We start from the raw sequence: 20,663 nt of genomic DNA, 5'->3' as shown, positions 1-20,663 counted from the left end.
ATGCCGGCCTGTCACGCCGGAGGTCGCGGGTTCGAGTCCCGTCCGGTCCGCCATATACCTTAACCCTTACGATACCTGTCGTGAGGGTTTTGTCGTTTATAGGGCCTGTAAACAAAGGGTTAAACACATCAGGCTTTGAAGTTGAGTTTTTGGAAGGAATGTTTTTTTGCCTAAGTTGGGGCCCAGCCGATTTGATTGATTTTTAAATGCTTCCGTTATGGTTTGTACCGGCCCCTGAATTCTCATTCTTCCTCTCCCTGTGACCTTCACTACTCACGTTCCTGTGTTACAGAGAATAGCCTCCTGAATATCTGGTGCCAGGCAGGTAAGGCGGATCAGTTTGGCTACTTATGACTGAACTTTTGTTAAAAGCAGATGTCTGATTACATTAGTTCATCAAAATGAAACCATATTTTTAGAAGGTCATTACCATGCAGGCTCTGGGTGTAGAACAGGTTTACCAAGGAGGCTATCAAGCAGTGGTCAATCCTCCATCGGCCAACGTATCACCCCATATAAGGGCGAAAGCAAGGGCTTTTGGCCGGGTTGTTGGGTTTTATACCGGGGAGTGCATTGGTGGGGCTTTATCTTACCTGACGCTCCATACCGATTTAACCAAATCTTTAGCAAAGAATAACGGTCTTATACCTGCGCTGATATTGGTTACGACTGGCATAGCTGCTGTGACGATTGCCTGTGATCGTTTACTGAGTCCCGGTGGTTTTATCTATGAGCATGTCTGTGCCAGCCTTGATGCACAGGAGCGATAAGCAGCCTCCTATTGAGGTATTTTCTGCAGGCACTGTGGTTGTCAGTGCTGGGGGTTCAAAATCTTTACCGGAAGGGCGTTATGAAGCGGTTGTTACCTTGATGAAAGAATGATTGGCTATTAGCTTGGTTAGCGGGGGAGTTATCAAGAAATTCCGCCACCGGTTCCCGCCCCGCCGACATGCACTCTCACACCGATACCTGTCGTAAGGGTTCTTCGTTTATAGGTTCTTAAAGCCAAGGGGTCGAACGGATGATGCTGTGATTTGTGACTTGAAGCTATTTCCAGAACTTTTTAAAGAGCTGGAAGTACTCCAGCAAACACTTATCACCACCAAGGATTAAACAACTCCCAAACACATCAATTAGTGCATCCTTGTATTGTGTGCTTTAAAATTCTGGACAGTCAGTGGCCATGCCAACTCAGAAATCAGACCAGATTACATGGGAACGACCAAGTGGAAGTTTCAAGTGACTGAGCCTGCTTATCCTCGTGTTTATTCTCCATATAAAACTCTTGCCAGGGACCATCAGGATAGTCGAGGTCCTTAAAATATTTTCGTGTATAACTATCATTTCTATCCAATTGACTCTTATAATCTTCCAATGCTTTGGCCTGATCATCTTTTAACTGCTTTGCATACATTAACATCTTGACATTACCATCCGATTCCAGGGCAACTCTGCGCTTATCAAGCAATACCTCCTTAATCAGGTCAGCTGGAGTCTTACCATCATTATTCAGCTGCAACAGTGTTGACCCTCCAGTGCCGTCAAGCTGATTTTTCAGCAGATACTCAAAGACCTTCGGGTCTGGCTGCTGTGTAGCGAGATGCAGCAAACTATTCTGGCTATTGGTGCTGTGCATCAGATAGTCTTCGTTGTAAACCTGGCAAAATTCTTGGTTGAGACAGTTACAAAGCCTGGACACCACATCAAAGCTGCTATATGCGGCGGCCAAGCTTAGTAAACTACTGCCGGTATTATTTACCGTATTCTTGATTTTTCCAGCAGCAAGCAGTTCGTTAATTAATTTTAAAGCCCCCGCATTCCAGCCGTTATACAGGGCAAAATGCAAAGCAGTGTCACCGTTCATGGCAGGCATTATCTCATCACCATTTGTAATTGCCAGTTCGTCCACATCAATTGCAGAGGTGCATTGATCGATAATCTCCCAGCATTGAAGGTCTGTAAGTGCTGCCTCAAACAGCACCCAATCCTTCGTCAGGCAGGCAATGTGGAGCGGAGTTAGCTGATGGGGAAGATTCCAGCTATCAACCAGACAACCATTGGGGGCAAGCAGCTCGGCGGCAACGGCCCTGGCGTTGTCAAGAAATGTCTCTAGCTCTGCTGACTCCAGAAACTTGCTTGCTGACTCAGTGAACCCGGGCACTGCTGATACCTTATCAGATTCATACATGGGACCCAGGCTGACATTCTCCGGGGGCAGATTAATTACACCACCAGTACCATTCATAACTTACTCCAGTGTTAATTTATCAATTGGAGCAGGTTCCCGGTTGAAAGTTCCCATCAGCCGTTTTTCTTACTTTCGCTTCTTTTGACCAATATATAATTATGGCTTCGAGAAGTGATCACTCTGATATTGGAAGCAGGAATCCCTGACTGGTTCAATAACCCTGGAAGCCTCTGTCCTGCGGTGATAGCGCCATTGCCACCTGATGACCTGTCAACTCCAGTGACAGCAATGACCAGAAGACCTCTGAGGGGTGTCAGCAGTTCATATATTTTCTGGAAGAACTCTTTTGCCTGTTCTTCATCCTGGCGGTCAAGCTTCTCCATAAAGGGAAGGTATATCTGGTCAAATGTTTTTGGAGCACCGGCTTGCTGTTGTGATTCATCATCATTACTGACAGGACCTTCATCCATAAGCTCCTCCGGGTCAGGTGTGATAATGTGCATTACCCTGTCATTAATCCAGTCCGTCAGGAAGTTATCAAAAACCCAGCCATAGGTTGGGCGAGCAGTTATTTGATCCGGGAATAGTTGTGATTGGTCTGAGGGATAGGGAAGGTTCAGAATCGAGCGGAACACAGGCTCCTCATTGTAGAAACTGTTTAGATCATTTAGCCAGTCTCTTAAATCACCATAGGTGATATGGTCATCCTTGCTCAATAGTTCTTGTGGCCAGGGATCAGGCGGTGGTATTTCCTTGATTATTGAGTGGTTATCCTGAAAACCAGTTGGCTGTTCAATTCTGATACTGGTGTCTGAAGTTCCCCCGACAGGCATATCGGTGGTTACCGGGTTAATAGTCCCGGTGTCTATTTCGCCCTGGGATAAACACGCTGGAATAGCGTTATCGTCAACCTGAAGTATCTGGTATTCATTAAGTTCTTTGCCGCTAATTGGGGAACTGTCGTTTAAAATGCCAGGGGCTGAGCAATAAATGACTGCTGGTGAGGGTATCGGGTAAACGGGTAAGTGCTGTTTTGCAGAGATACTGTCAGGCTGTGAAATATCAAGCTGATTTATCGAGTCGACAGGACTCAACTCCCCCACCAATAAGGATTTGGCGCTGCCGGTAATCAGGGCTATCAGGGGAATCATTGGCAATCGGTCACTTCAGTGGTTAGTTGTTCATACCTCGCCAAGACCATGGAACCTGAACTTGATACGGTGTGGAGTCTGTCCAAATCACCGCCTCTGAGGTTATACGGGAAACTTGCCTGGCAGCGGTTAGTTCATCCAATCAACCAAAAGTTCCCGTTTACCAAATGCCGTTCCTCAGCTTGCTGGTTTAGCAGTGTCTTCGCTTTCCAATAACTCCTCAGCATCAGAACGGGGGTCAATCTGCGCAACTACGGGCGTTGTGCGGGGTACTGGAATAAAGTGCTGCTCTTCGCTGGTGTAGATCGCCGGACGGAATGCCATCCGAATCAGGAAGAAGATTCCGGTAGCTCCCATCACCGTGATGAAATACAGCATCAGGCCTTGTGGAATATAGCTCATGAACAGTGATGCGAAGATTGGGCCAACACAGGCGCCAAAGCTGTAGGCAAGAAGCAGTCCCTGGGTTCCTGCAACAATATCATCCGGGTGCATATGATCACAGCCGTGACTGATGGCCAGTGGATACAGCGTGAAGGTTGCACCACCAAACAGGAACAGGCATGGATAATACAGCCAGTTTTCGTGGGAACTGAGGATCAGGGCAAAGCAAACGGCACTGCCCGCCAGGGCGACCAGAATCAACATTTTACGCCGGTCGATAATATCGGATAGGTAACCCACCGGAAACTGCAATGCCATGCCGCCAATCATGGTGACGGTCAGGAAAATCGCCACGGTGTGATCATCACTGCCGCTGAGGTCGGTCAGGTAAATAGGAAGCATTGAATACAAGCCACCCAGCACCAGACCACCGGCGAAACAGCCGAGGACTCCGGACGGGGTCAGTTCAAAAAGCTTTCTGAATCCCAGCGTAGAAGCCTCTTCTATTTCAGGGGTTGGGATTCGGGTCATTGCCGGTGGGAAAATTGACAATGACAGCAGAATACCGATCAGGATAAACGGCGTCAGACTGCTGCTATCCAGATATCCGACAAAAAGCTGTCCGATCGCATTGGCACCGTAGAGAGACACCATGTAGAAAGACAGTACCCTGCCCCGGTTGGAGCTGTCACTTTCACAAAGTAGCCATGACTCAACCACAACAAATATACCGGCAACTGCCATGCCGTTAAGGAAGCGAAGCACCAGCCAGCTGGTGGTATTCTCTGACAGGGCAAGGCTCAGTACGGTAGCACACAGCAAAGCCATAAAGCAGGCGTACGAGCGAATATGGCCTACCCGGCAAACAATTCTTTCTGAGCGGAATGACCCTGCCAGTAATCCCAGGTAGTAAGCGGTACCCATCAGACCGGCCATAAAGTCATTGCCATCTGTCGCATTGATTCTCAGGGGAATCAACGTCGTCAGGTATCCGCTGGCCAGGGCGAAAATAAACATGCCTGACAGTGGTGCAACAAAACGTATCATAGTTTATAGCCCGATAATGGTGTTAACACGTAGTGACGGTGAGCGATTTATTCCCGTTTTTATCGGCCTGGCAGGAAAACGGAATAGGAAAGCCCGACAGGGTTGAGGGGACTCTCGGAAACGCTCTGGCTTGGATAATTATGGTCCAGAATCCGGTATTTTGATGAATTCCTGGTCAGGTTAATGCCTCCTGATAAAGCTCGGGAAAACGCTTAAGCATTCCGGATCACAATGTGCACAAGGCGGATTTTTCAGTTGATCCCGATTTTCGGGCGGATAGTAATACCAATGCCTTCCGGTATCCATAGGGAGGCGATGGATATGGCGTATTTTTTTATTAACTCAGTGATCGGTGGCATTGTTTTGCAGGCTGCACTTTTCTGCCATATATCGGAATCAGAATAAGAAAATAGATGATTATAGTGATCAGACTGAAGATAATAGCAGGCCCAGGTTATCCACCACTGTCATTCCGGGGGTAGCAGGTTGCCCAGATGAGGGCATTGATCAGTGAGGTCAGGGTCAAGAGTTTAATCATTTACTCTGCATCTCTGGAATTTTCAGCAATCTCTGTATGGCAAAGCCTATCCAATATCATCAATACCACAAAGGAAACTCAATGAAAAAGCTCCTCACATCCCTCACCGCCCTCGTAGCCATTGTGCTCACCCCAACCCCACTCTTCGCAGGCGACACCCAGCCCGAACGCGTCCTCTTCTCAGGCGACAGCATCTCATGGCAAGGACGCTACGTTACCCAACTCATCGCCTCGCTACAAGCATCGCCTGACTTCGAGGATGCTGTCTTTGCAAACATCTCCCTCCCAAGCGAAAACGCCTCCGGCATCAGCGAACCCGAACACCGTGAAAGACACAAGTTTCCCCGCCCAAGCGTCCACGAACGCATTGACCGCGTGCTCGGACACTTCAAACCAACCATCGTCATCGTCAATCTGGGAATGAATGACCGCGAAGATGTCGTCTCCATCACAGACTTCCAACGTGGTATTCGCCGCCTGAAAGTCGCCATCGAAGCAACAGGCGCAAAGCCTATCTTCCTCGAACCACCCTTCCACGAAGACGACTTCACAGACCCAGACTCAGAACTCAACCGTTACTCTGCCTGGATGCGAACACTACCCGAACAAGGATGGAATATCGTTGAATATCGCCACATCCTGAAAGAGTATATTGATGCAGAGAAGGCAAAGAACCCTGACTTTAAGTTCGCCAAAGACAGAGTCCATCCCGAAGCCCCCGGCCACGATATGATGGCAAGAGCAATGTGGCAAGATTTGCGCGTCGAACTCGATATCCAGGATAATTCACCAGAGGCAATCGTTATGCCAACAAATGCACAGGTGAAGCAAATCGGAGACGATAAGAAAATGTGGCTGGAGAAAACCCAACACGGCCGCCCCAAAATGCCAGGAAGCAACAAAGCATTTCTCGACATCCTTCCCCCACCACCGACAACAAAAACAACCGACTACAAAGGGTACAAACAGGAACACTTCACCATCAAAACCCCATCCTCAAATATCGGCGACGCACCCATCAAAGTCGAAACATTTGATGCATTCTATATCCACCCAAAAACACCCGCAAAAGGAAACCCATGGATTTGGAGAACCGAGTTCTTCGGACACGAACCCCAGGGCGACCTTGCACTGCTCAACAACGGCTGGGGCGTTGCTTATGTGAAAATGAGCAACCTGTACGGTTCGCCAAAAGCGATGCGCATAATGGATGATATGTACGATGCAGTCACGCGCAAGTTCGATGCCAGCGAACGCGTTGTCCTCGAAGGCTTCAGCCAAGGCGGTCTCTATGCGCTCAACTATGCATTCGCCCAACCCCAAAACGTTCGTGCACTTTATCTCGACGCACCCGATGGCGACCACCACCCACACTCACTAAAAGACCCAAAACCAATCGTAGACTTTATGTTGAGCCTATAGTCAAAAAACAAAAACAGACACCTGAAAAAGCCCGAGACTAGCAAATCGCAAGCCTCGGGCTTTTTTTGGCAGCCGCTATAACGATAATGAATACAGTCGACATTTTTTCAGGAAGATCTGGCAATAATTACGGAGTCCTCTTTTTCGTCCCGGGCATCCTTACTCTGCCCGTAATAATTCACCAGTCTTTTTATCCGGCTGCGCCCCTGAGCCATTCTGTACCGGTTGGTGTCCCTCAGGCTGTATACGCAACCACAGTATTCCTGTTGATAGAACACTTCCCGTTTGGACAGCTCAATCATTCTCTGGCTGCCCCCTTGTTTGCGCCAGTTGTAAGTCCAGTAGGAAATTCCGGGATAATGCCCAGCAGAGCGGATGCCACAGTCATTGATCTGTTCCATGTCCTTCCAGCGTGAAATACCCAGTGTGCTGGAGATCACCGTAAAGTGGTGTTCATAAGCATAAAGGGCGGTTCGTTCAAAGCGCATATCAAAACAGACGGTGCAGCGTTGACCCCGTTCCGGCTCATTTTCCAGGCCACGGGTGCGGACAAACCAGTGGTCGGTATCATAATCAGCATCAATAAACGGAATATTGAGTTTGTCACAGAACCGTTTGTTTTCATCCTTACGAAGCCGGTATTCCTCAGCGGGGTGGATGTTCGGGTTATAAAAGAAAACGGTCTGCTCAATGCCGGATGCCTTGATCGCTTCCATCACTTCACCGGCGCAAGGTGCACAGCAGGAATGCAGCAGAATTTTTTCAGCGCCATCAGGCGTATTCAGAACAGGACGTTGATAGTTTTCCAGGGAGAGAGTGGTGTTTTTCATGGCAGCCATACCGGTCTGACAGATAGGGTGTTTACGCAACGGATAAGCATAGCAAAATCGTCGTAAGCGCTCTATCCAACAGCAGAACCGATCCAACAGCAGAACCGATGGATCAAGCGATCCTTTTGGTAAACAGCATTCGCAATGCCCCCTGATGAGCCTCAAATAATGTATGGTAGTTTCGACAAAAGGCCTCTTCATTCGGTTCCACAAGTACCTCGATGGAAGGCGCTGTATTTTTTGCCCAACCGGGTAGATAATACCCATTGGCGGCACACAGTGCATGAATGATCATTTCTATAGTGCCGCCAGGTCCCCTGACCGTTGGTGCCAAGTGCACATACCACCAGTGAATGCGTGGGATTACGGAAAGGTCACCCGCCATCGCCTGATCAATCAAACCCTGAACATGCTGTAACCCCGGAATCAGTTGATCCGGATCTGTATGGATAATTAATGCAGAGCGCTTGCCCCTGCCAACATAATGCTCATCATATCGACCAAAATAATAATACATTCCAGACCTATTGATTCTGGGGCTGGTCAATATTTGGGTTAGATAAACCTTATTGTCTCCTGCATGACCCACAACAACGCCAAAATGAATATTATCAATTTCAAATGGAGATAGACGATATTCACTAGTGATGTGGTTAACAAAATTTTCTCCTTCCCTGGTTATGTGATTAATAAAGAATTCGTTATGCGTCAGTGCAACCGCACGTTGTTTACCACAGGAATAAGTTGTGTTTAGAGGGGTGTTTAAACAAAAATTATGCAGATTGTTACGAAGAAGTCCAAAGTCATCAGCCTCATTATTATTTCTGGCAATCTCAATGCTTTTACGAGTATTAATCGCTTCCTTAATTAAATCTTCAGCAGTGATATCCTTTTGACTAATCCTGTTTTTTACCCGATCAACAAATAATCTGAATTCTGTATTAAAAACATCTGGATCACCATATGGAACCCAATCATCCCTTTTAACCAGATGATTGGAATTTTCCGACCGAATCATCAAAGGTGACAGCAACTGTTCATTTTTTACTGGCAAAGCCACAGTTTCTGGCGTTTTTTCAGGGGGCTTGCTGGACGGTGGAGGATGGCCTGAAGAATTTTCCAGTCTTTTTTCAGCAGTTACTACAACTTTTCGAAGCGTACCATCATCGGCTTGGGTGTATTGTTCAGGGGAATTACCGGTGATATGCGTGACATTTACCATTAAATCTGGATTCGATAACTGTTTTACCGGTATTTTCTCATGTTCAACCGATGATGGCTGAGGGTGCAATGAAGATGAACGTGGCTGACTGGTAATAGGGGGTGCATGATTAATTATGTTCACAACTTTGTATCCTTTGTTATAGCGGTTGTAATAATTTTCCCGGATTTCAAACCATCTTCAGTTTAAAAAAAAACATTTTAATATAAGCTGACAATCAATAAGCTAACGATGTTGTTAGGAATTCTTGCGGGCAATCATTAGGCAGGTTTCAGTCAAACTCAGAGTGAGGCAGAGAAGACAGCGCATATTCATAGATTTTCTGGAAAATGCTGACAATCTTGTATCGTCGTTCATACTCTTAAACCTCGTCCTTTTGATAAAATATCCGGGTCAGGATTTGAAATAACGGTAGCCAACAACACTTTTTCCTGACTCTCTGCCTTTGCTCTGGCGATGTCTGCTGCGAAAGAAACCGATGCGACGTCCCCGGCAATCATAACGATCCCCTTACCGGACAGTCCCATCGTGACATTAATATCTAATAGTTCCACATTACTGGAATTCACGACAAGGTCAGCAGCTTCAATAGCGGAAGAAATGGAATAAGCCTCAATTACGCCCAGTGTATCGACTTTCACCGTTTTCTTTTTCCGGCTGATGGCTTCCAGTACTTCCTGGTGAATACGGGATAACACCAGTGTATCGACAACACGTTGCCCACCGGTTGTCCGTCCGACTTCAATGGCTGATGCAACGGATGATGCATCCCCCAGTACCATCAACATAAGACGTCCTGGGCAGTGTATCTGATTCCAGACAAGCTCTACACTGGCGGACTTTTTCATGGCATCGGCGACCTGATAACCGACAGCGATGGAGCTCAGTTCGATGCATCCGATAGCGTTAATCATCATGGTTCAACTCCACACCGCCGCTATCAACCGGTTCGGCCAGCAGTTTGACCGACTCCCGGGCAATCATCAGCTCTTCATCGGTTTTAATGATTTTTACAATAATACGGCTGGCTTGAGCACTGATGACCTGTTCGGCAGAACGGTTTTTTGTCGTTTCAATTACCACGCCCAGGTAGGCCAGTTGTTCACAAACCCGTTGGCGAACTACCTCAGAGTTCTCACCGATGCCACCGGTAAACACCAGTACATCCAGGCCGTTCAGCGCGGCAGCGTAGGCACCTACGGTTTCGACTATCCGGTTGATAAACATCTCCTGAGCCAGTATCGCCTGCTGATTTCCTTGTTGTGCGGCTTCATTAATCAGGCGGAAATCGCTGGAGTATTGTGAAACGCCTAACAAACCAGATTTGAAATTCATCATCCGGTCAACGTTGTCCATATCGGTTCCCGTTATTCTGGCGATATGAATAGGCAACGCCGGATCAATATCACCACAACGGGTGCCCATCATTAGACCGGACAGCGGCGTAAAACCCATGCTGGTCATAACAGAGCGGCCTTCGAACATGGCGCAAATACTGGCACCATTGCCCAGGTGGCAATTAATCACCTTTTGGGACTGCTCTTGAAACGTGGCACTTAAGACCGTGCTGACATATTGATGGCTGATACCATGAAACCCATACCGGCGAATCTTGTGGTTGAGGTACATCTCGTAGGGTAAGGGGTAGAGATATCGGCTGGGTTCTATGGTCTGGTGAAATGCGGTATCGAACACTGCCACGTGTACCGCCGTCGGCAGTATTTGTCTGAACACCTGAATGCACAACAAATTGATCGGGTTATGGATGGGCGCGAGAGAAGAGAGCCGGTCAATATTGCCCAACACCTCGTTGTCGATCACTACCGGGCCGGAATAGTGCTCGCCACCGTGGGCCACCCGATGGCCAACGACCTTCAGACTCTGCTGATTAGGAATCAGCTGTTTCTCCAGCATAAAACTGAGCAGATAGTGTGCAGCACTGGCAAAGTCCTCCGTGCTCAGGTTCTCTTGCTGCTTGCACTCACCGTAAACCGCCTTAAATACCGGATTTGCGGAATTCATGCCATCGAACTGCCCAGAGAGCAGCTGGCTTTCATCAGGCATCCGGTATAACCGGAACTTCAGCGATGAACTGCCCCCATTAACCGATAGTACGTATTCGTTCATTGACAACCTACCTTGTTTTAATAATTTGACGCTAGGTTCGGGTAAGCGGGCAGACCGCAAAATTCATGACCCTTCCCATAATGTCGCGGACATTGTTGAGAGCAAATTCCACGGACGACAAATCCCCTTTGATAACCACAGAGCCACAATCAGGATTCAGTTGCTGAATTTGAATGGAACCGGACTTCAGTGATAGATCAGCGACAATAATCGCCGCCTCCCCGGGGGATATGGTAATGATTCCGATGGTGTTTCCCTGTCCACTGTGCGCCAATAGCCTGGCCACTTCTGGCTCAAGATTGGCGATCAGATGTACCAGTGTTATTTCTTTGCCGGGTACATGCTCCTGAATAATCCGGTTTGCCCGATCTGCATTGTCTGTCATGATTTAGAGCGCTCTGATAATAGACTCAACCATTTGCTGGTCCGGCTGAACAGGGTTGGTTCTCAGTGTGACATCGTTTAATACCGCCTCAGCCATCACATGGATGCAGTCATTTTTACCCGTTGCCAGCAGCTCAGGAGAGTACGACAACTGCCTGAACAAACCTTCAATGGCACTGATCAGTAAATCAACACCATGTTGCTCGGCACTTTTGCATCCGGTCAAACCAAGAGACCGGGCCAGCCGGGCGTAACCATTTCTTGCTTTTACCGATTGCCGGTTAAACCGGATAACCGGGATCAAGGCCAGGGCATTGGCCTGACCATGGGGCAGATGGAAAAAGGCACCTAACTGATGGGCAATCGCATGGGTCAAGCCCAGCCCGGCATGGTTGAATGCCATACCGGCAAGGCTGGCCGCGGTGTGCAAACCATGACGTGCATCCAGATTACCAGGCTCATGGACCGCGGTTGATAACCAGGTAAACACCAATGATGCGGCTTTTTCGGCCAGGGCATCACTGAAGTGACAAGCATTGATGGACACCATGGCTTCAATGGCGTGGGTCAACACATCCAGGCCGGTAAACAGGGTGACCTGTGGCGGTACCGTTAACGTCAGATTAGCGTCCAGAATGGCTCTGTCCGGTAACAGGGCCTCATGGAAGAGCGGAATCTTTTTGTTCAGCTCCGGAATGGATATCACCGTCGCACTGGTGACCTCTGAACCGGTGCCACTGGTGGTCGGGATAGCAATAAAACTGCAGGTTCCCAGACCTGATTGCTGGGCAAAGTATTTCACCGCCTTGGCAAGGTCGATGGCTGATCCACCGCCATAAGCAATCAGCGTATCCGGCCTTACTGTCGCCAGAGTGTGAATAGCGGCAGCCACGTCCTGCACGGACGGGTCAGGGGTTACGTCTGAAAAAATGTCAACATGATTGTTAGCACTCAGGGAAGACACGATGGCTTTCAGGTTCGGAGTATCGACCAGAAAACGGTCGCAAATAATCAGCAACCGTTTCCGGGTTATATCCGATAACTGTTCAATAACATCACCGATCATTACCCGCACAGGAAGCGTAAACAGATTCACAGCCACCTCTACTTGATATTGAAGGCGCTGTTCAGCACGCAACGCCTGGTTCGGACGAATGAGCGGGCGGAGGTTGTCCCTTCCCCGGTGGGCGTGGCAATAGTGAAGGTGGTATAGCCTTCGCCGCCAACGCCTATTCCGGCATAAGACGGTGCATTCTTGACAAAAATGGAGGTTCGCAGGGCGCGTGCAGCCTTGCTGAGGTTATAAACGTCACGAGAATGCATGGTGGCCGTGTGCAGGCAGCCGCGTTCTACTTTAATGGCCAGCTCGAGGGCCGCATTAAAATCAGCGGCTCGCGCTACCGGCAATACCGGCATCAACTGTTCGATATACAACAGTGGATGATCATTAGGCACTTCCATCACCAGAAGCCGTGGCTCTCCCTGAAAAGGAATGCCCGCTGCGGTGAGGATTGTTGCCGGGCTTTTGCCTACCATTGCTTTATTAATGGTGCCTGCAGGTGTCACAATCGCGGCCATTAAATGCTGTTGCTGCTGAGGGCATGTAATCAGCAGGGCACCATGACGGGCAAATGAACTCAGCAGTTCATCCGCTACTGTATCAACTACGATGCAGGCTTTTTCAGCAATACAAGGCAGGTTGTGGTCAAAGGAAGCCCCGCTGATGATGTGTTCCGCCGCCTCCTCAATATCTGCCGTTTCATCCACAATCACCGGGGGATTACCTTCACCGGCACCAATCACTTTTTTGCCGCTTTTCATCGCCGTATTGACGATGCCTGGACCACCGGTCACGACTAATAGCCGGATATCACGATGGTCGATCATCTGTTGAGTGGTCTGGAACGTGGGCTCTTTGACAGCCACAACCACGTTGTGAATACCCGTCAGGTTAAAAATAATTTCTTCAATTTTATTGATTAACCAGCGGGATATGTTTTGAGCCCCGGGATGAGGGCTGAACATCACCGTGTTCCCGGCTGCCAACATGCTGATGGTGTTGTTAATAATGGTTTCGGTCGGGTTAGTGCTGGGGGTAATTGCCCCAATAACCCCGTAAGGTGAGTATTCAAACAGTGTTATGCCATGATCACCGCACAGGGCTTGGCTGTGCAAGTCTTCCGTGCCCGGTGTTTTGTGCAGCGCGGCTGTATTTTTTTGAATTTTGTTGGGTACATTCCCCATGCCGGTTTCTGCCCAGGCATCTTCCGACAGTTTGACGATATAGGGTTCCAGGGCTTTACGCAGTTCATTAATGATGCGCTGCCGAACCTCAAGTGCGTTACTATCCAGTGCCTTGAATGCTTCCAGACACGCTGCCACAGCATCATCGACTTGCTCAAACTCAGCGCCGAAACATTGGCTCGCAGAAGCCGCTGTTTCAAACAGCTGGCTTTTTTCTGCCAGAATGCTTCGTACAAGCATTTCTATATCGTTGGTACTCATAGTGTCCTTCTTTATCGTATGTTATGGAGCGATTGTTGCTTACCGCTCAGTTGTTACTGATGCTGTCAATAATGCCGACGATAGCGCAATCTATGCCACGGTTATCGTCTCTGAACACCTCGCGTGCCGAGTTTCCGTGGGATGCCAGCACCAGGTCACCGATACCGGCTCCGACATCATCCACTGCGACGTGTTCGGCGTTCTGGACAATATCCCCATGCATGGATACCGGGCTAAGGATCAACAGTTTTTTTCCCTGTAAAGAAAGGGTCTTCTGAGTAACGACGATTGAACCGATGACTTTTGCCAGGAACATGGAGTGACCTTTTATTGACAAAATAGATATGGTGTTTTTGCATGTGATCTCTGGCCAAATCGGTAACCCGGCAGGTTTCCGGGGTGAGCAGCCAGCACCACTGCAACAAGGCGACATCCGAGTAATTGATCATGCTTGACACGCAGGATACGACCGGAATGCCTTTATGATCGGAAACTTGAACCGGGAGATTGGCCAAAGACTCCACCGATAACATGGCCAGCAGTTGCCGATGGACCCTCAAGTGTAGGCGTATGCCGATTCCCAGGGACTCCATGACCGTCGCAACCGCTGGATGAGTGTCGTCCAGTGCAGTCAGCGCTTTTAAAAAAGCGGGGTCTGGCAGAACCACTGTTAGCTGGCTTATTGCCAGAGGATCTTCTGCATAGGTAAAGATGCGGGATAAGCCCATGGACAGATCTTTCACGTAGGCACTGATGCAACCCTCACTAACGACAATGGTTTTGTTCATGCTGGTTATACCGTGACCTTTGTGCGCCAGTCATTGTTAGCACCTGGATGCTCTGCGCCACTATTTTCCGAGGTAACAATCGTTCCGGTATCGCCTTGTCCGGTCAGTCCGGCAGCATTGGCTTCGTCGGTATCCAGATGGATCTCAAGAATACTGGCCGGATCGACCCGCACGGTGACGTTTCGAAGCAGTATTTCCCGTTCCTCACTGCCGACGGCCACAGAGACTTCCTGTTTATCTTTAAGCCCAAGAATAAGGGCTTCCAGAGGGTTCATATGGATATGGCGTTTGGCCACAATGACCCCTTCCTTGATTTCAAGGTCACCACCGGGGCCGCGCACAATAATACCCGGAGTACCGGACAGCTGGCCGGATTGACGAATAACCGCAGGCACGCCCAGCTCGCGGGCATTGGTACTGGCAATTTCAACCTGCGTTTTGCTGCGAAATGGCCCCAGAATGCGAACATTGCTGATACTGCCTTTGGGACCAATCAGTGTGACACACTGATGGGCGGAGAAATGTCCCGGTTGCGCTAAGGGTTTGGCCATCGACAGCGGCTCGTCGGGAAACAGCAAGCCATAGTCCTCAGCCGTCAGGTGTATATGCCGGTTGGAAATGCCAACGGGTATGGGTTGATGACGAAGGCGGTCGATGATCTGGTGGGTAATGGCCTCAAGCTGCTTCATTTTTCATCCCTGCCAGCCGTCTTGCTCTTTTTTCGGTCCCTTTTCCTGGCATTATCTGATGCGTTGCTTTCGATCTGTTGCGCGGGCCTGGGGCTGATGGCTTCGGATTCTGTAGCACTGATGGCAACGGGTTGAGTTTCCGTTACCGCTTCATCAGCCTTAACGGTCTCTGGTTCAGATCTCGACTCTGGCTGTGCATGCGACATCTGCCCCCAGGCTTCACTGACTGCATCGCCCGGACGGGGAATAACCCGGTTAGCACAAAGGCCACCCATTTGCCTGGCATGATGACAGCCAGCAGAGACCGCCGCATTGACTGCACCCACGTCACCGGCGACCTTAATCAGGCTCCAGCCCTGACCATTGGTTCGCTCAATACCCAGAAGCTGGACATTGGCTGATTTTACCATGGCATCCGCAGTGGTAATGGCCAACGCCAGCCCTTGCACTTCGACCAGCCCCAGTGATTTGTTCATGATCATTTTCCCCGTAAAGTGCAGAACTCTTATTCATCCCAGAGTCCTGAAATCGTCAAAGTGTCCGCCAGCTTTCTTTGCAATACCATCAACCTTCTGAGAGGTACTGTCTTGTTAGTTACCCTCCGATCTGACAGACCAGACCGAACGATTCAACGATTTGTTTCAATTCCTGCATCAGTGTTTGATTCGGTGTTTTGATATCAACAAGGGCATACTTTCGATTCAGCAATTGATATTTATTCTGTCCATAGTTGTGATACGGCAAGAGATGAACCTTAGAGACATTACTCATATGCGTAATGAAACTGGCAATCGCTTTAATACTCTGTGGATCCGCATTAAATCCGGGAATGACCGGAATGCGAACAGCCACCTCCTTGGCCAGTTGAGAAATAACCAGGGCGTTTTTTAAAATGGTATGACTCTCAACACCGGTAAATTTTTTATGGGGCTCTGAATAAAAAGATTTTATATCCAGCAATACCAGATCCAGTAATGGAATAATTTTTTTCAGTACATCAATCGAAGCCATGCCGGTGGTTTCCATGGCGGTATGCACTCCCCGGGTTCTGGCTTCTTTCAATAATGCTTCAGCGAACTCAGGCTGTGCCAGGGGCTCACCGCCAGAAAGGGTTAATCCACCGTCGGATCGACGATAGTGAACCGCATCCTTACACACTTCGTCCAACACCTCTTTAACCGACACCAAATTACCGGATTTGGTCAAGGCTGTTGTCGGGCAAGCGTCAACACACAGTCCGCACTGAATGCATTTGTCACGATTAATCAAGCCGGAAGTGGACAGACTGATCGCCTGATGAGGGCATGCATCAAGACATTTGCCACAGCGGTTGCACTTTTCTGCGTCGAACAGAATATTGACGGAGTAATCCTGTGATTCCGGATTGCTGCACCACTGACAGGACAGAGGACACCCTTTTAAAAAAACAATGGTTCTTATACCCGGACCATCATGGATCGAGAATTTCTGAATATTAAAAATACAACCTTTAATCGCATCACTGCACATAACGCTGACCTGTCACTCTGTGCCTGAAATAAAAATGCCCGCCAGACAGACAGGCATTTTCGGGAGTGTCAGAACGTATGTTCAGTACGTTCAATAATGTCATCCTGAATACTCTTATCCAATGAGATGAATTGAGCACTGTAACCGGCAATCCGGATCACCAGATCACGATACTTCTCAGGCTCTTTTTGAGCCGCCTGAAGAACCGCCTTATTCACGACATTGAACTGAACATGCATACCTTTCTGGTCGAAATAGCTGCGAATGAGCGAACTCATATTCCTCAGGCCAGTTTCGCCTTCCAGTGCGCTGGGATGGAACTTCTGGTTGTATAACGTACCGTTTGAGGCAAGAAAATGATCCAGCTTGGCGACCGAGTTGGTTGCTGCTGTCGGTCCGCTTTTATCCATGCCGCGGGTTGGTGATACACCATCGGCAAGCGGCTCATGGGCTAAACGACCATCCGGTGTGGCACCCACAACCGTACCCATCAGGACGTTGATGGATGCTGGGTAAAGACCGGCCTGGAAGCACCCACCCCTTGGGTTCGTGTACTTTTCCACTTCACGACAGTAAATTGCCGCCCCTTCACGGGTCAGGAAATCCACTTCGTCGATATCATTGCCGAACTTGGGTGAGTCGTTGAGCAACAGCTGACGAATACTTTCACCTTCTGAGCTTGACGCAGCCACTGCTCTTGAAATAGTGGCGGTATCCGCAGGCAACGTGCCATTTTCCTGCAACACTTTCTTCACGGCTTCCATGACGATGTCGAAAGCGTCATCTTGATTGCTCTGGACAACTGCCGCCTGAGTGCCGTGTCCAAAGTTGGAGTCCAGTGCGGCTTTCAACTGTTGCAGTGTCAGTTTTTTCTCATCAAACACCAGCTTTTTAATGGCGGCCAACGAGTCACCAACGTTGGCAGCTCCAACGCCCTGGGGACCACTGAAGTTATAATGAGCACCACCTTCCTGCACGGTTTTGCCACGGCCAATACAATCATCGACCAGACCAGACAGGAAGGGCAAAGGTGCCCGTTCGGAATGGGAAATATCGACGCAGTTGTCAGCAGTGGTCAGATGATAGACAAAGTATTCTGCCTGTTTCTGGTAGGCCGCGAGCAGTTCATCAAAGCTGTTAAACCCGGTTAAATCCGGTGTCACAGGGCCTAATTGCTTGCCATTGACCTTGCCACCGTTGAGGGTAATTTCAAACAGCTTGCCAAGGTTGAAGAAAGCGGAATCGTGCCACCCCTCTGTTTTGCCCGGGCATTGAGGCTCAACACAACCGATGATGCCGTACTTTCTCGCGTCTTTCAGCGTGACGCCCCGGTTGACCAGCGCCGTGATAATTACCTCATCGTTATAGAAAGCGGGCACACCTAACCCGAGTCGGCTCAGCTCGCACGCCTTATTGAGGAACTGATCCGGTGTTTTAGACCAGACCCGTACCGAGAATGATGGCTGAGGCAGGCTGACATGGGCTGTTGCCGCCATGCACAGGTACGACAATTCGTTGGTGGCATCATTGCCATTTTCGTCCTGCCCGCCAACTATCAGGTTCTGGAACATGGGGTAACCACCAAACGCTTTGGTGGAAACTTCGTCACGAACCTTATTGATGTCGTTCAATTTAACCCAGATACAATCCAGTAACTCCTGCGCCAATTCTCCAGAAATGGAGTTATCCATGGCAAAATAGGGCTGCATGTACTGATCGAACCGGCCAGGGGAGATAGAGTGACCATTTGATTCAAGGCCGATTAACAGGTGCACAAACCAGAATGACTGACAGGCTTCGTAAAAATTGCTGGCACCATTGGCAGGAACAGTGGCACAAACCTCAGCAATCTTTTGCAACTCTGCCTTTCGCTGACCACTGGCCGATTGTGCCAGCTCCTGCGCTTTCATGGCGTAGCGCTTGGCAAACTGCACCGACGCATTGCAGGAGATAATGACGGCTTTATAAAACTGCTCCTTTTTAATGTAGGCAGGATCGGTTTTATCGGCCTTGAGCATAGCGTCAGCGACTTCTTTAATAATGCCGTTGAAGCCCATTTTAAGGACTTTGGCATAGTCAACAGATATATGACCAACGCCGTTCATATAGTAGTTGCCCACGGTGAACACGCTAGCATCCATACATGCCCTGGTTTCGCTGGACATGTAGGCCGTCGCCAGTTCACTGGTGGTTTTGCCTTTCCAGTAAGGGAAAACGGTATCCCTCAGCTTCTGCTTATCCTCTTGTGAAATCTGGAAGGAATCACCATTACGCTGACCTATGCGCTCAAATTCATCCTCAATCCAGGTATTGGAAAACTCCGGGTAGATCTGGGAGGATCGGGGTTCCACTGTTGCGCTACCAACAATCAATTCACCATCACGAATAACAACAGGAAGCTCACCCAGAATATGCTCAAATGCCTTGGCCCGACGAATAACGGCGGGCTGCCCCTCAGTTTCTTTAAATGATGCCGTAATAGCAATGGAGCGTTCGGTCTCAATACGAGGAGTGGCACTGAGAATCTGCTCTCTCAAGGCAATAATACGAGCGCTCGGCTCTCCAAAACCCTTCATGTTATGACTCCAGCACAAGCTCAGATATAAGGTTTATTGGTTACGGAATGAGTAGGACCAGACAGTGCCTCAAGCAGGTTACGACCGACATCACGGGCGGAGATCACCGCCTGACGGACAGCGCCCGCATCACCGGAGACAATCAGGATAACCTCATTGGAGAAGCTGGTTCCTTTCGCTGGAGAGCTGAACGCAACGGTTTCCACATTTGCAGATTTCACCGCGACATCCGCCATCAAAACGCCGATGGCAGCCGGGGCACCAACGATAACGCCGCAGGCTTTACCAAGAGGAGAGCCAAATGCCTTTTCCAGTGCATAGCTGGCTCTTGCGCTGTATTGAAGTTCGATGTGTCCGGCATCGTTGCTGTAGACGTCGCCAAACGTTCGCTCAAGTTCTCCCAGGGCAACCTCGATGGCACGTTTCACATCAGAGACATCGGTACCGCCAAATAAAATCAGGCTTCCATGACCCGCTCCACCTTTGGTATCACGAGCCAATTCAATTTTGATAATTTCTGTATTGGTGGCTTTGACGGCTTCATCAGCAGCCATTATGTGAGGACCTGCACCGGTGCGTGAACCGAGAATCCCGATGGAGCGGAACTTCTGGTCAAGCTCCATCATCTTCAGTAGTTCATTATCGACATTGGCAATGACAAGACCGATGGTATCTCCAAGCGCAGTGCCGACAAACTCAGTCATGGCACTTGTTTTCTTGATCATATTTACATGCTCTGCCTGTTCACGTCGGACGCTTTCTTCTGCCGCAGCGCTCCTTGCAGCAGCATTTTGCTCCTGCACCCCAAGCTCCCCGACATCATCAAGAACCTGAGCAACGATTTGCTCAATAGATGCCTGGGAAATCATTAGCTATTTTCCCTGGCAGACTTGGGTAGAATGGCCTCTACATCCGTGTGCGGTCTTGGGATCACATGGGTTGCCACAACTTCACCGACAGCGGAAGCGGCACAGGAACCGGCATCTGTTGCAGCCTTGACTGCACCCACGTCACCCCGGACAACCACAGTAATCAGGCCAGAACCAATTTTTTCATAGCCCACCAAATGAACATTTGCAGATTTAACCATGGCATCAGCCGCTTCTATTGCAGCAGTCAAACCTTTAGTTTCTACCATTCCCAGAGCTTCTTGTTGCATGGTACGTCTCCAATACTCAGTCAATAGTGATTACCTGTTCAGCGCGTGTGATTGTAAATGGCGTGCTTGATAGTTTGTTGCTCTGGAAACTTTTGTAAGTAGTATTTTTTTGCTCTGTGAAAACGACAGTGTAAGTGTACTATT

20 protein-coding genes are annotated in these 20,663 nt (G+C 49.1%); 2 read left to right on the top strand and 18 right to left on the bottom strand.

The features are described 5' to 3' along the window. Window positions 1-431 precede the first annotated feature (431 nt). Window positions 432-770, top strand: coding sequence for a hypothetical protein (locus tag KDK13_RS13320; RefSeq protein WP_257285461.1), 339 nt, complete (start codon window positions 432-434; stop codon window positions 768-770). Window positions 771-1,198: 428 nt separating this feature from the next. On the opposite strand, the gene KDK13_RS13315 is transcribed toward KDK13_RS13320, so the two are convergent. From KDK13_RS13315 to KDK13_RS13305, 3 genes are all read right to left on the bottom strand, one after another. Then, window positions 1,199-2,245, bottom strand: coding sequence for an ankyrin repeat domain-containing protein (locus tag KDK13_RS13315; protein ID WP_257285460.1), 1,047 nt, complete (start codon window positions 2,243-2,245; stop codon window positions 1,199-1,201). Between the two features lie 56 nt (window positions 2,246-2,301). Continuing rightward, the gene (locus KDK13_RS13310) at window positions 2,302-3,345 is read right to left on the bottom strand and encodes a hypothetical protein (protein ID WP_257285459.1); all 1,044 of its coding nucleotides are present in this window, start codon (window positions 3,343-3,345) and stop codon (window positions 2,302-2,304) included. A 171-nt stretch (window positions 3,346-3,516) separates the two neighbouring features. After that, window positions 3,517-4,770 (bottom strand): MFS transporter, encoded by a 1,254-nt coding sequence (locus KDK13_RS13305; protein ID WP_257285458.1) that lies wholly within the window; start codon window positions 4,768-4,770, stop codon window positions 3,517-3,519. Between the two features lie 619 nt (window positions 4,771-5,389). Between KDK13_RS13305 and KDK13_RS13300 the strand changes: the two genes are divergently transcribed. Next, the gene (locus KDK13_RS13300; protein ID WP_257285457.1) at window positions 5,390-6,730 is read left to right on the top strand and encodes a GDSL-type esterase/lipase family protein; all 1,341 of its coding nucleotides are present in this window, start codon (window positions 5,390-5,392) and stop codon (window positions 6,728-6,730) included. Window positions 6,731-6,837: 107 nt separating this feature from the next. Here the strand turns inward: KDK13_RS13300 and KDK13_RS13295 are convergent, their stop codons facing one another. The 15 genes from KDK13_RS13295 to pduA form a co-directional block, all read right to left on the bottom strand. Further along, on the bottom strand, window positions 6,838-7,560 hold the full coding sequence (locus tag KDK13_RS13295) for an epoxyqueuosine reductase QueH (protein WP_257285456.1): 723 nt from the start codon (window positions 7,558-7,560) through the stop codon (window positions 6,838-6,840). A 112-nt stretch (window positions 7,561-7,672) separates the two neighbouring features. Continuing rightward, window positions 7,673-8,905 carry a hypothetical protein gene (locus tag KDK13_RS13290; RefSeq protein WP_257285455.1) on the bottom strand — a complete coding sequence of 411 codons (1,233 nt, stop codon included), beginning with the start codon at window positions 8,903-8,905 and terminating at the stop codon, window positions 7,673-7,675. Between the two features lie 230 nt (window positions 8,906-9,135). Further along, complete coding sequence (locus KDK13_RS13285; RefSeq protein WP_257285454.1) at window positions 9,136-9,699, bottom strand: BMC domain-containing protein; 564 nt, start codon at window positions 9,697-9,699, stop codon at window positions 9,136-9,138. Then, a complete protein-coding gene (locus tag KDK13_RS13280) occupies window positions 9,689-10,909 on the bottom strand; it encodes an acetate/propionate family kinase (RefSeq protein ID WP_257285453.1) in 1,221 nt (406 codons plus the stop codon). The genes KDK13_RS13285 and KDK13_RS13280 overlap by 11 nt, the downstream gene beginning before the upstream one ends. Window positions 10,910-10,940: 31 nt before the next feature. After that, the gene (locus tag KDK13_RS13275; protein ID WP_257285452.1) at window positions 10,941-11,294 is read right to left on the bottom strand and encodes a BMC domain-containing protein; all 354 of its coding nucleotides are present in this window, start codon (window positions 11,292-11,294) and stop codon (window positions 10,941-10,943) included. 3 nt (window positions 11,295-11,297) lie between these two features. Beyond that, on the bottom strand, window positions 11,298-12,389 hold the full coding sequence (locus KDK13_RS13270) for an iron-containing alcohol dehydrogenase (protein WP_257285451.1): 1,092 nt from the start codon (window positions 12,387-12,389) through the stop codon (window positions 11,298-11,300). 8 nt (window positions 12,390-12,397) lie between these two features. After that, a complete protein-coding gene (locus tag KDK13_RS13265) occupies window positions 12,398-13,798 on the bottom strand; it encodes an aldehyde dehydrogenase family protein (protein WP_257285450.1) in 1,401 nt (466 codons plus the stop codon). A 46-nt stretch (window positions 13,799-13,844) separates the two neighbouring features. Beyond that, window positions 13,845-14,114, bottom strand: coding sequence for a EutN/CcmL family microcompartment protein (locus KDK13_RS13260; RefSeq protein WP_257285449.1), 270 nt, complete (start codon window positions 14,112-14,114; stop codon window positions 13,845-13,847). After that, window positions 14,032-14,586, bottom strand: a complete 555-nt coding sequence (pduM, locus tag KDK13_RS13255) for a PduM family microcompartment protein (RefSeq protein WP_257285448.1) — start codon at window positions 14,584-14,586, stop codon at window positions 14,032-14,034. Before pduM ends, KDK13_RS13260 begins: the two co-directional genes overlap by 83 nt. A gap of 5 nt (window positions 14,587-14,591) precedes the next feature. Further along, window positions 14,592-15,275, bottom strand: coding sequence for a phosphate propanoyltransferase (gene pduL, locus KDK13_RS13250; protein ID WP_257285447.1), 684 nt, complete (start codon window positions 15,273-15,275; stop codon window positions 14,592-14,594). Further along, window positions 15,272-15,751 carry a BMC domain-containing protein gene (locus tag KDK13_RS19015; RefSeq protein ID WP_306671114.1) on the bottom strand — a complete coding sequence of 160 codons (480 nt, stop codon included), beginning with the start codon at window positions 15,749-15,751 and terminating at the stop codon, window positions 15,272-15,274. The genes pduL and KDK13_RS19015 overlap by 4 nt, the downstream gene beginning before the upstream one ends. Window positions 15,752-15,869: 118 nt before the next feature. Continuing rightward, complete coding sequence (locus KDK13_RS13240; protein ID WP_257285446.1) at window positions 15,870-16,784, bottom strand: glycyl-radical enzyme activating protein; 915 nt, start codon at window positions 16,782-16,784, stop codon at window positions 15,870-15,872. A gap of 68 nt (window positions 16,785-16,852) precedes the next feature. Next, window positions 16,853-19,360, bottom strand: a complete 2,508-nt coding sequence (locus KDK13_RS13235; RefSeq protein WP_257285445.1) for a glycyl radical protein — start codon at window positions 19,358-19,360, stop codon at window positions 16,853-16,855. Between the two features lie 20 nt (window positions 19,361-19,380). Then, window positions 19,381-20,229: a propanediol utilization microcompartment protein PduB gene (gene pduB, locus KDK13_RS13230; RefSeq protein ID WP_257285444.1), complete on the bottom strand. Its 849-nt coding sequence runs from the start codon at window positions 20,227-20,229 to the stop codon at window positions 19,381-19,383. Next, the gene (gene pduA, locus KDK13_RS13225; protein WP_257285443.1) at window positions 20,229-20,519 is read right to left on the bottom strand and encodes a propanediol utilization microcompartment protein PduA; all 291 of its coding nucleotides are present in this window, start codon (window positions 20,517-20,519) and stop codon (window positions 20,229-20,231) included. Before pduA ends, pduB begins: the two co-directional genes overlap by 1 nt. Window positions 20,520-20,663 lie beyond the last annotated feature (144 nt).

It is taken from the genome of Endozoicomonas sp. SESOKO1 (assembly GCF_024606265.1).
In the GTDB taxonomy this organism is placed as follows: Bacteria; Pseudomonadota; Gammaproteobacteria; order Pseudomonadales; family Endozoicomonadaceae; genus Endozoicomonas.
Note: the sequence above shows the minus strand (reverse complement) of the source record. Positions and strands in the feature narration are given on the sequence as shown.

Excerpts from the sequence above, each read along its gene's own strand:
- KDK13_RS13320 (WP_257285461.1), top strand. The coding sequence starts at position 432 with ATGCAGGCTCTGGGTGTAGAACAGGTTTACCAAGGAGGCTATCAAGCA.
- KDK13_RS13315 (WP_257285460.1), bottom strand. The coding sequence starts at position 2,245 with ATGAATGGTACTGGTGGTGTAATTAATCTGCCCCCGGAGAATGTCAGC.
- KDK13_RS13305 (WP_257285458.1), bottom strand. The coding sequence starts at position 4,770 with ATGATACGTTTTGTTGCACCACTGTCAGGCATGTTTATTTTCGCCCTG.
- KDK13_RS13300 (WP_257285457.1), top strand. The coding sequence starts at position 5,390 with ATGAAAAAGCTCCTCACATCCCTCACCGCCCTCGTAGCCATTGTGCTC.
- KDK13_RS13295 (WP_257285456.1), bottom strand. The coding sequence starts at position 7,560 with ATGAAAAACACCACTCTCTCCCTGGAAAACTATCAACGTCCTGTTCTG.
- KDK13_RS13285 (WP_257285454.1), bottom strand. The coding sequence starts at position 9,699 with ATGATGATTAACGCTATCGGATGCATCGAACTGAGCTCCATCGCTGTC.
- KDK13_RS13280 (WP_257285453.1), bottom strand. The coding sequence starts at position 10,909 with ATGAACGAATACGTACTATCGGTTAATGGGGGCAGTTCATCGCTGAAG.
- KDK13_RS13275 (WP_257285452.1), bottom strand. The coding sequence starts at position 11,294 with ATGACAGACAATGCAGATCGGGCAAACCGGATTATTCAGGAGCATGTA.
- KDK13_RS13265 (WP_257285450.1), bottom strand. The coding sequence starts at position 13,798 with ATGAGTACCAACGATATAGAAATGCTTGTACGAAGCATTCTGGCAGAA.
- KDK13_RS13260 (WP_257285449.1), bottom strand. The coding sequence starts at position 14,114 with ATGTTCCTGGCAAAAGTCATCGGTTCAATCGTCGTTACTCAGAAGACC.
- pduM (WP_257285448.1), bottom strand. The coding sequence starts at position 14,586 with ATGAACAAAACCATTGTCGTTAGTGAGGGTTGCATCAGTGCCTACGTG.
- pduL (WP_257285447.1), bottom strand. The coding sequence starts at position 15,275 with ATGAAGCAGCTTGAGGCCATTACCCACCAGATCATCGACCGCCTTCGT.
- KDK13_RS19015 (WP_306671114.1), bottom strand. The coding sequence starts at position 15,751 with ATGAACAAATCACTGGGGCTGGTCGAAGTGCAAGGGCTGGCGTTGGCC.
- KDK13_RS13240 (WP_257285446.1), bottom strand. The coding sequence starts at position 16,784 with ATGTGCAGTGATGCGATTAAAGGTTGTATTTTTAATATTCAGAAATTC.
- KDK13_RS13235 (WP_257285445.1), bottom strand. The coding sequence starts at position 19,360 with ATGAAGGGTTTTGGAGAGCCGAGCGCTCGTATTATTGCCTTGAGAGAG.
- pduB (WP_257285444.1), bottom strand. The coding sequence starts at position 20,229 with ATGATTTCCCAGGCATCTATTGAGCAAATCGTTGCTCAGGTTCTTGAT.
- pduA (WP_257285443.1), bottom strand. The coding sequence starts at position 20,519 with ATGCAACAAGAAGCTCTGGGAATGGTAGAAACTAAAGGTTTGACTGCT.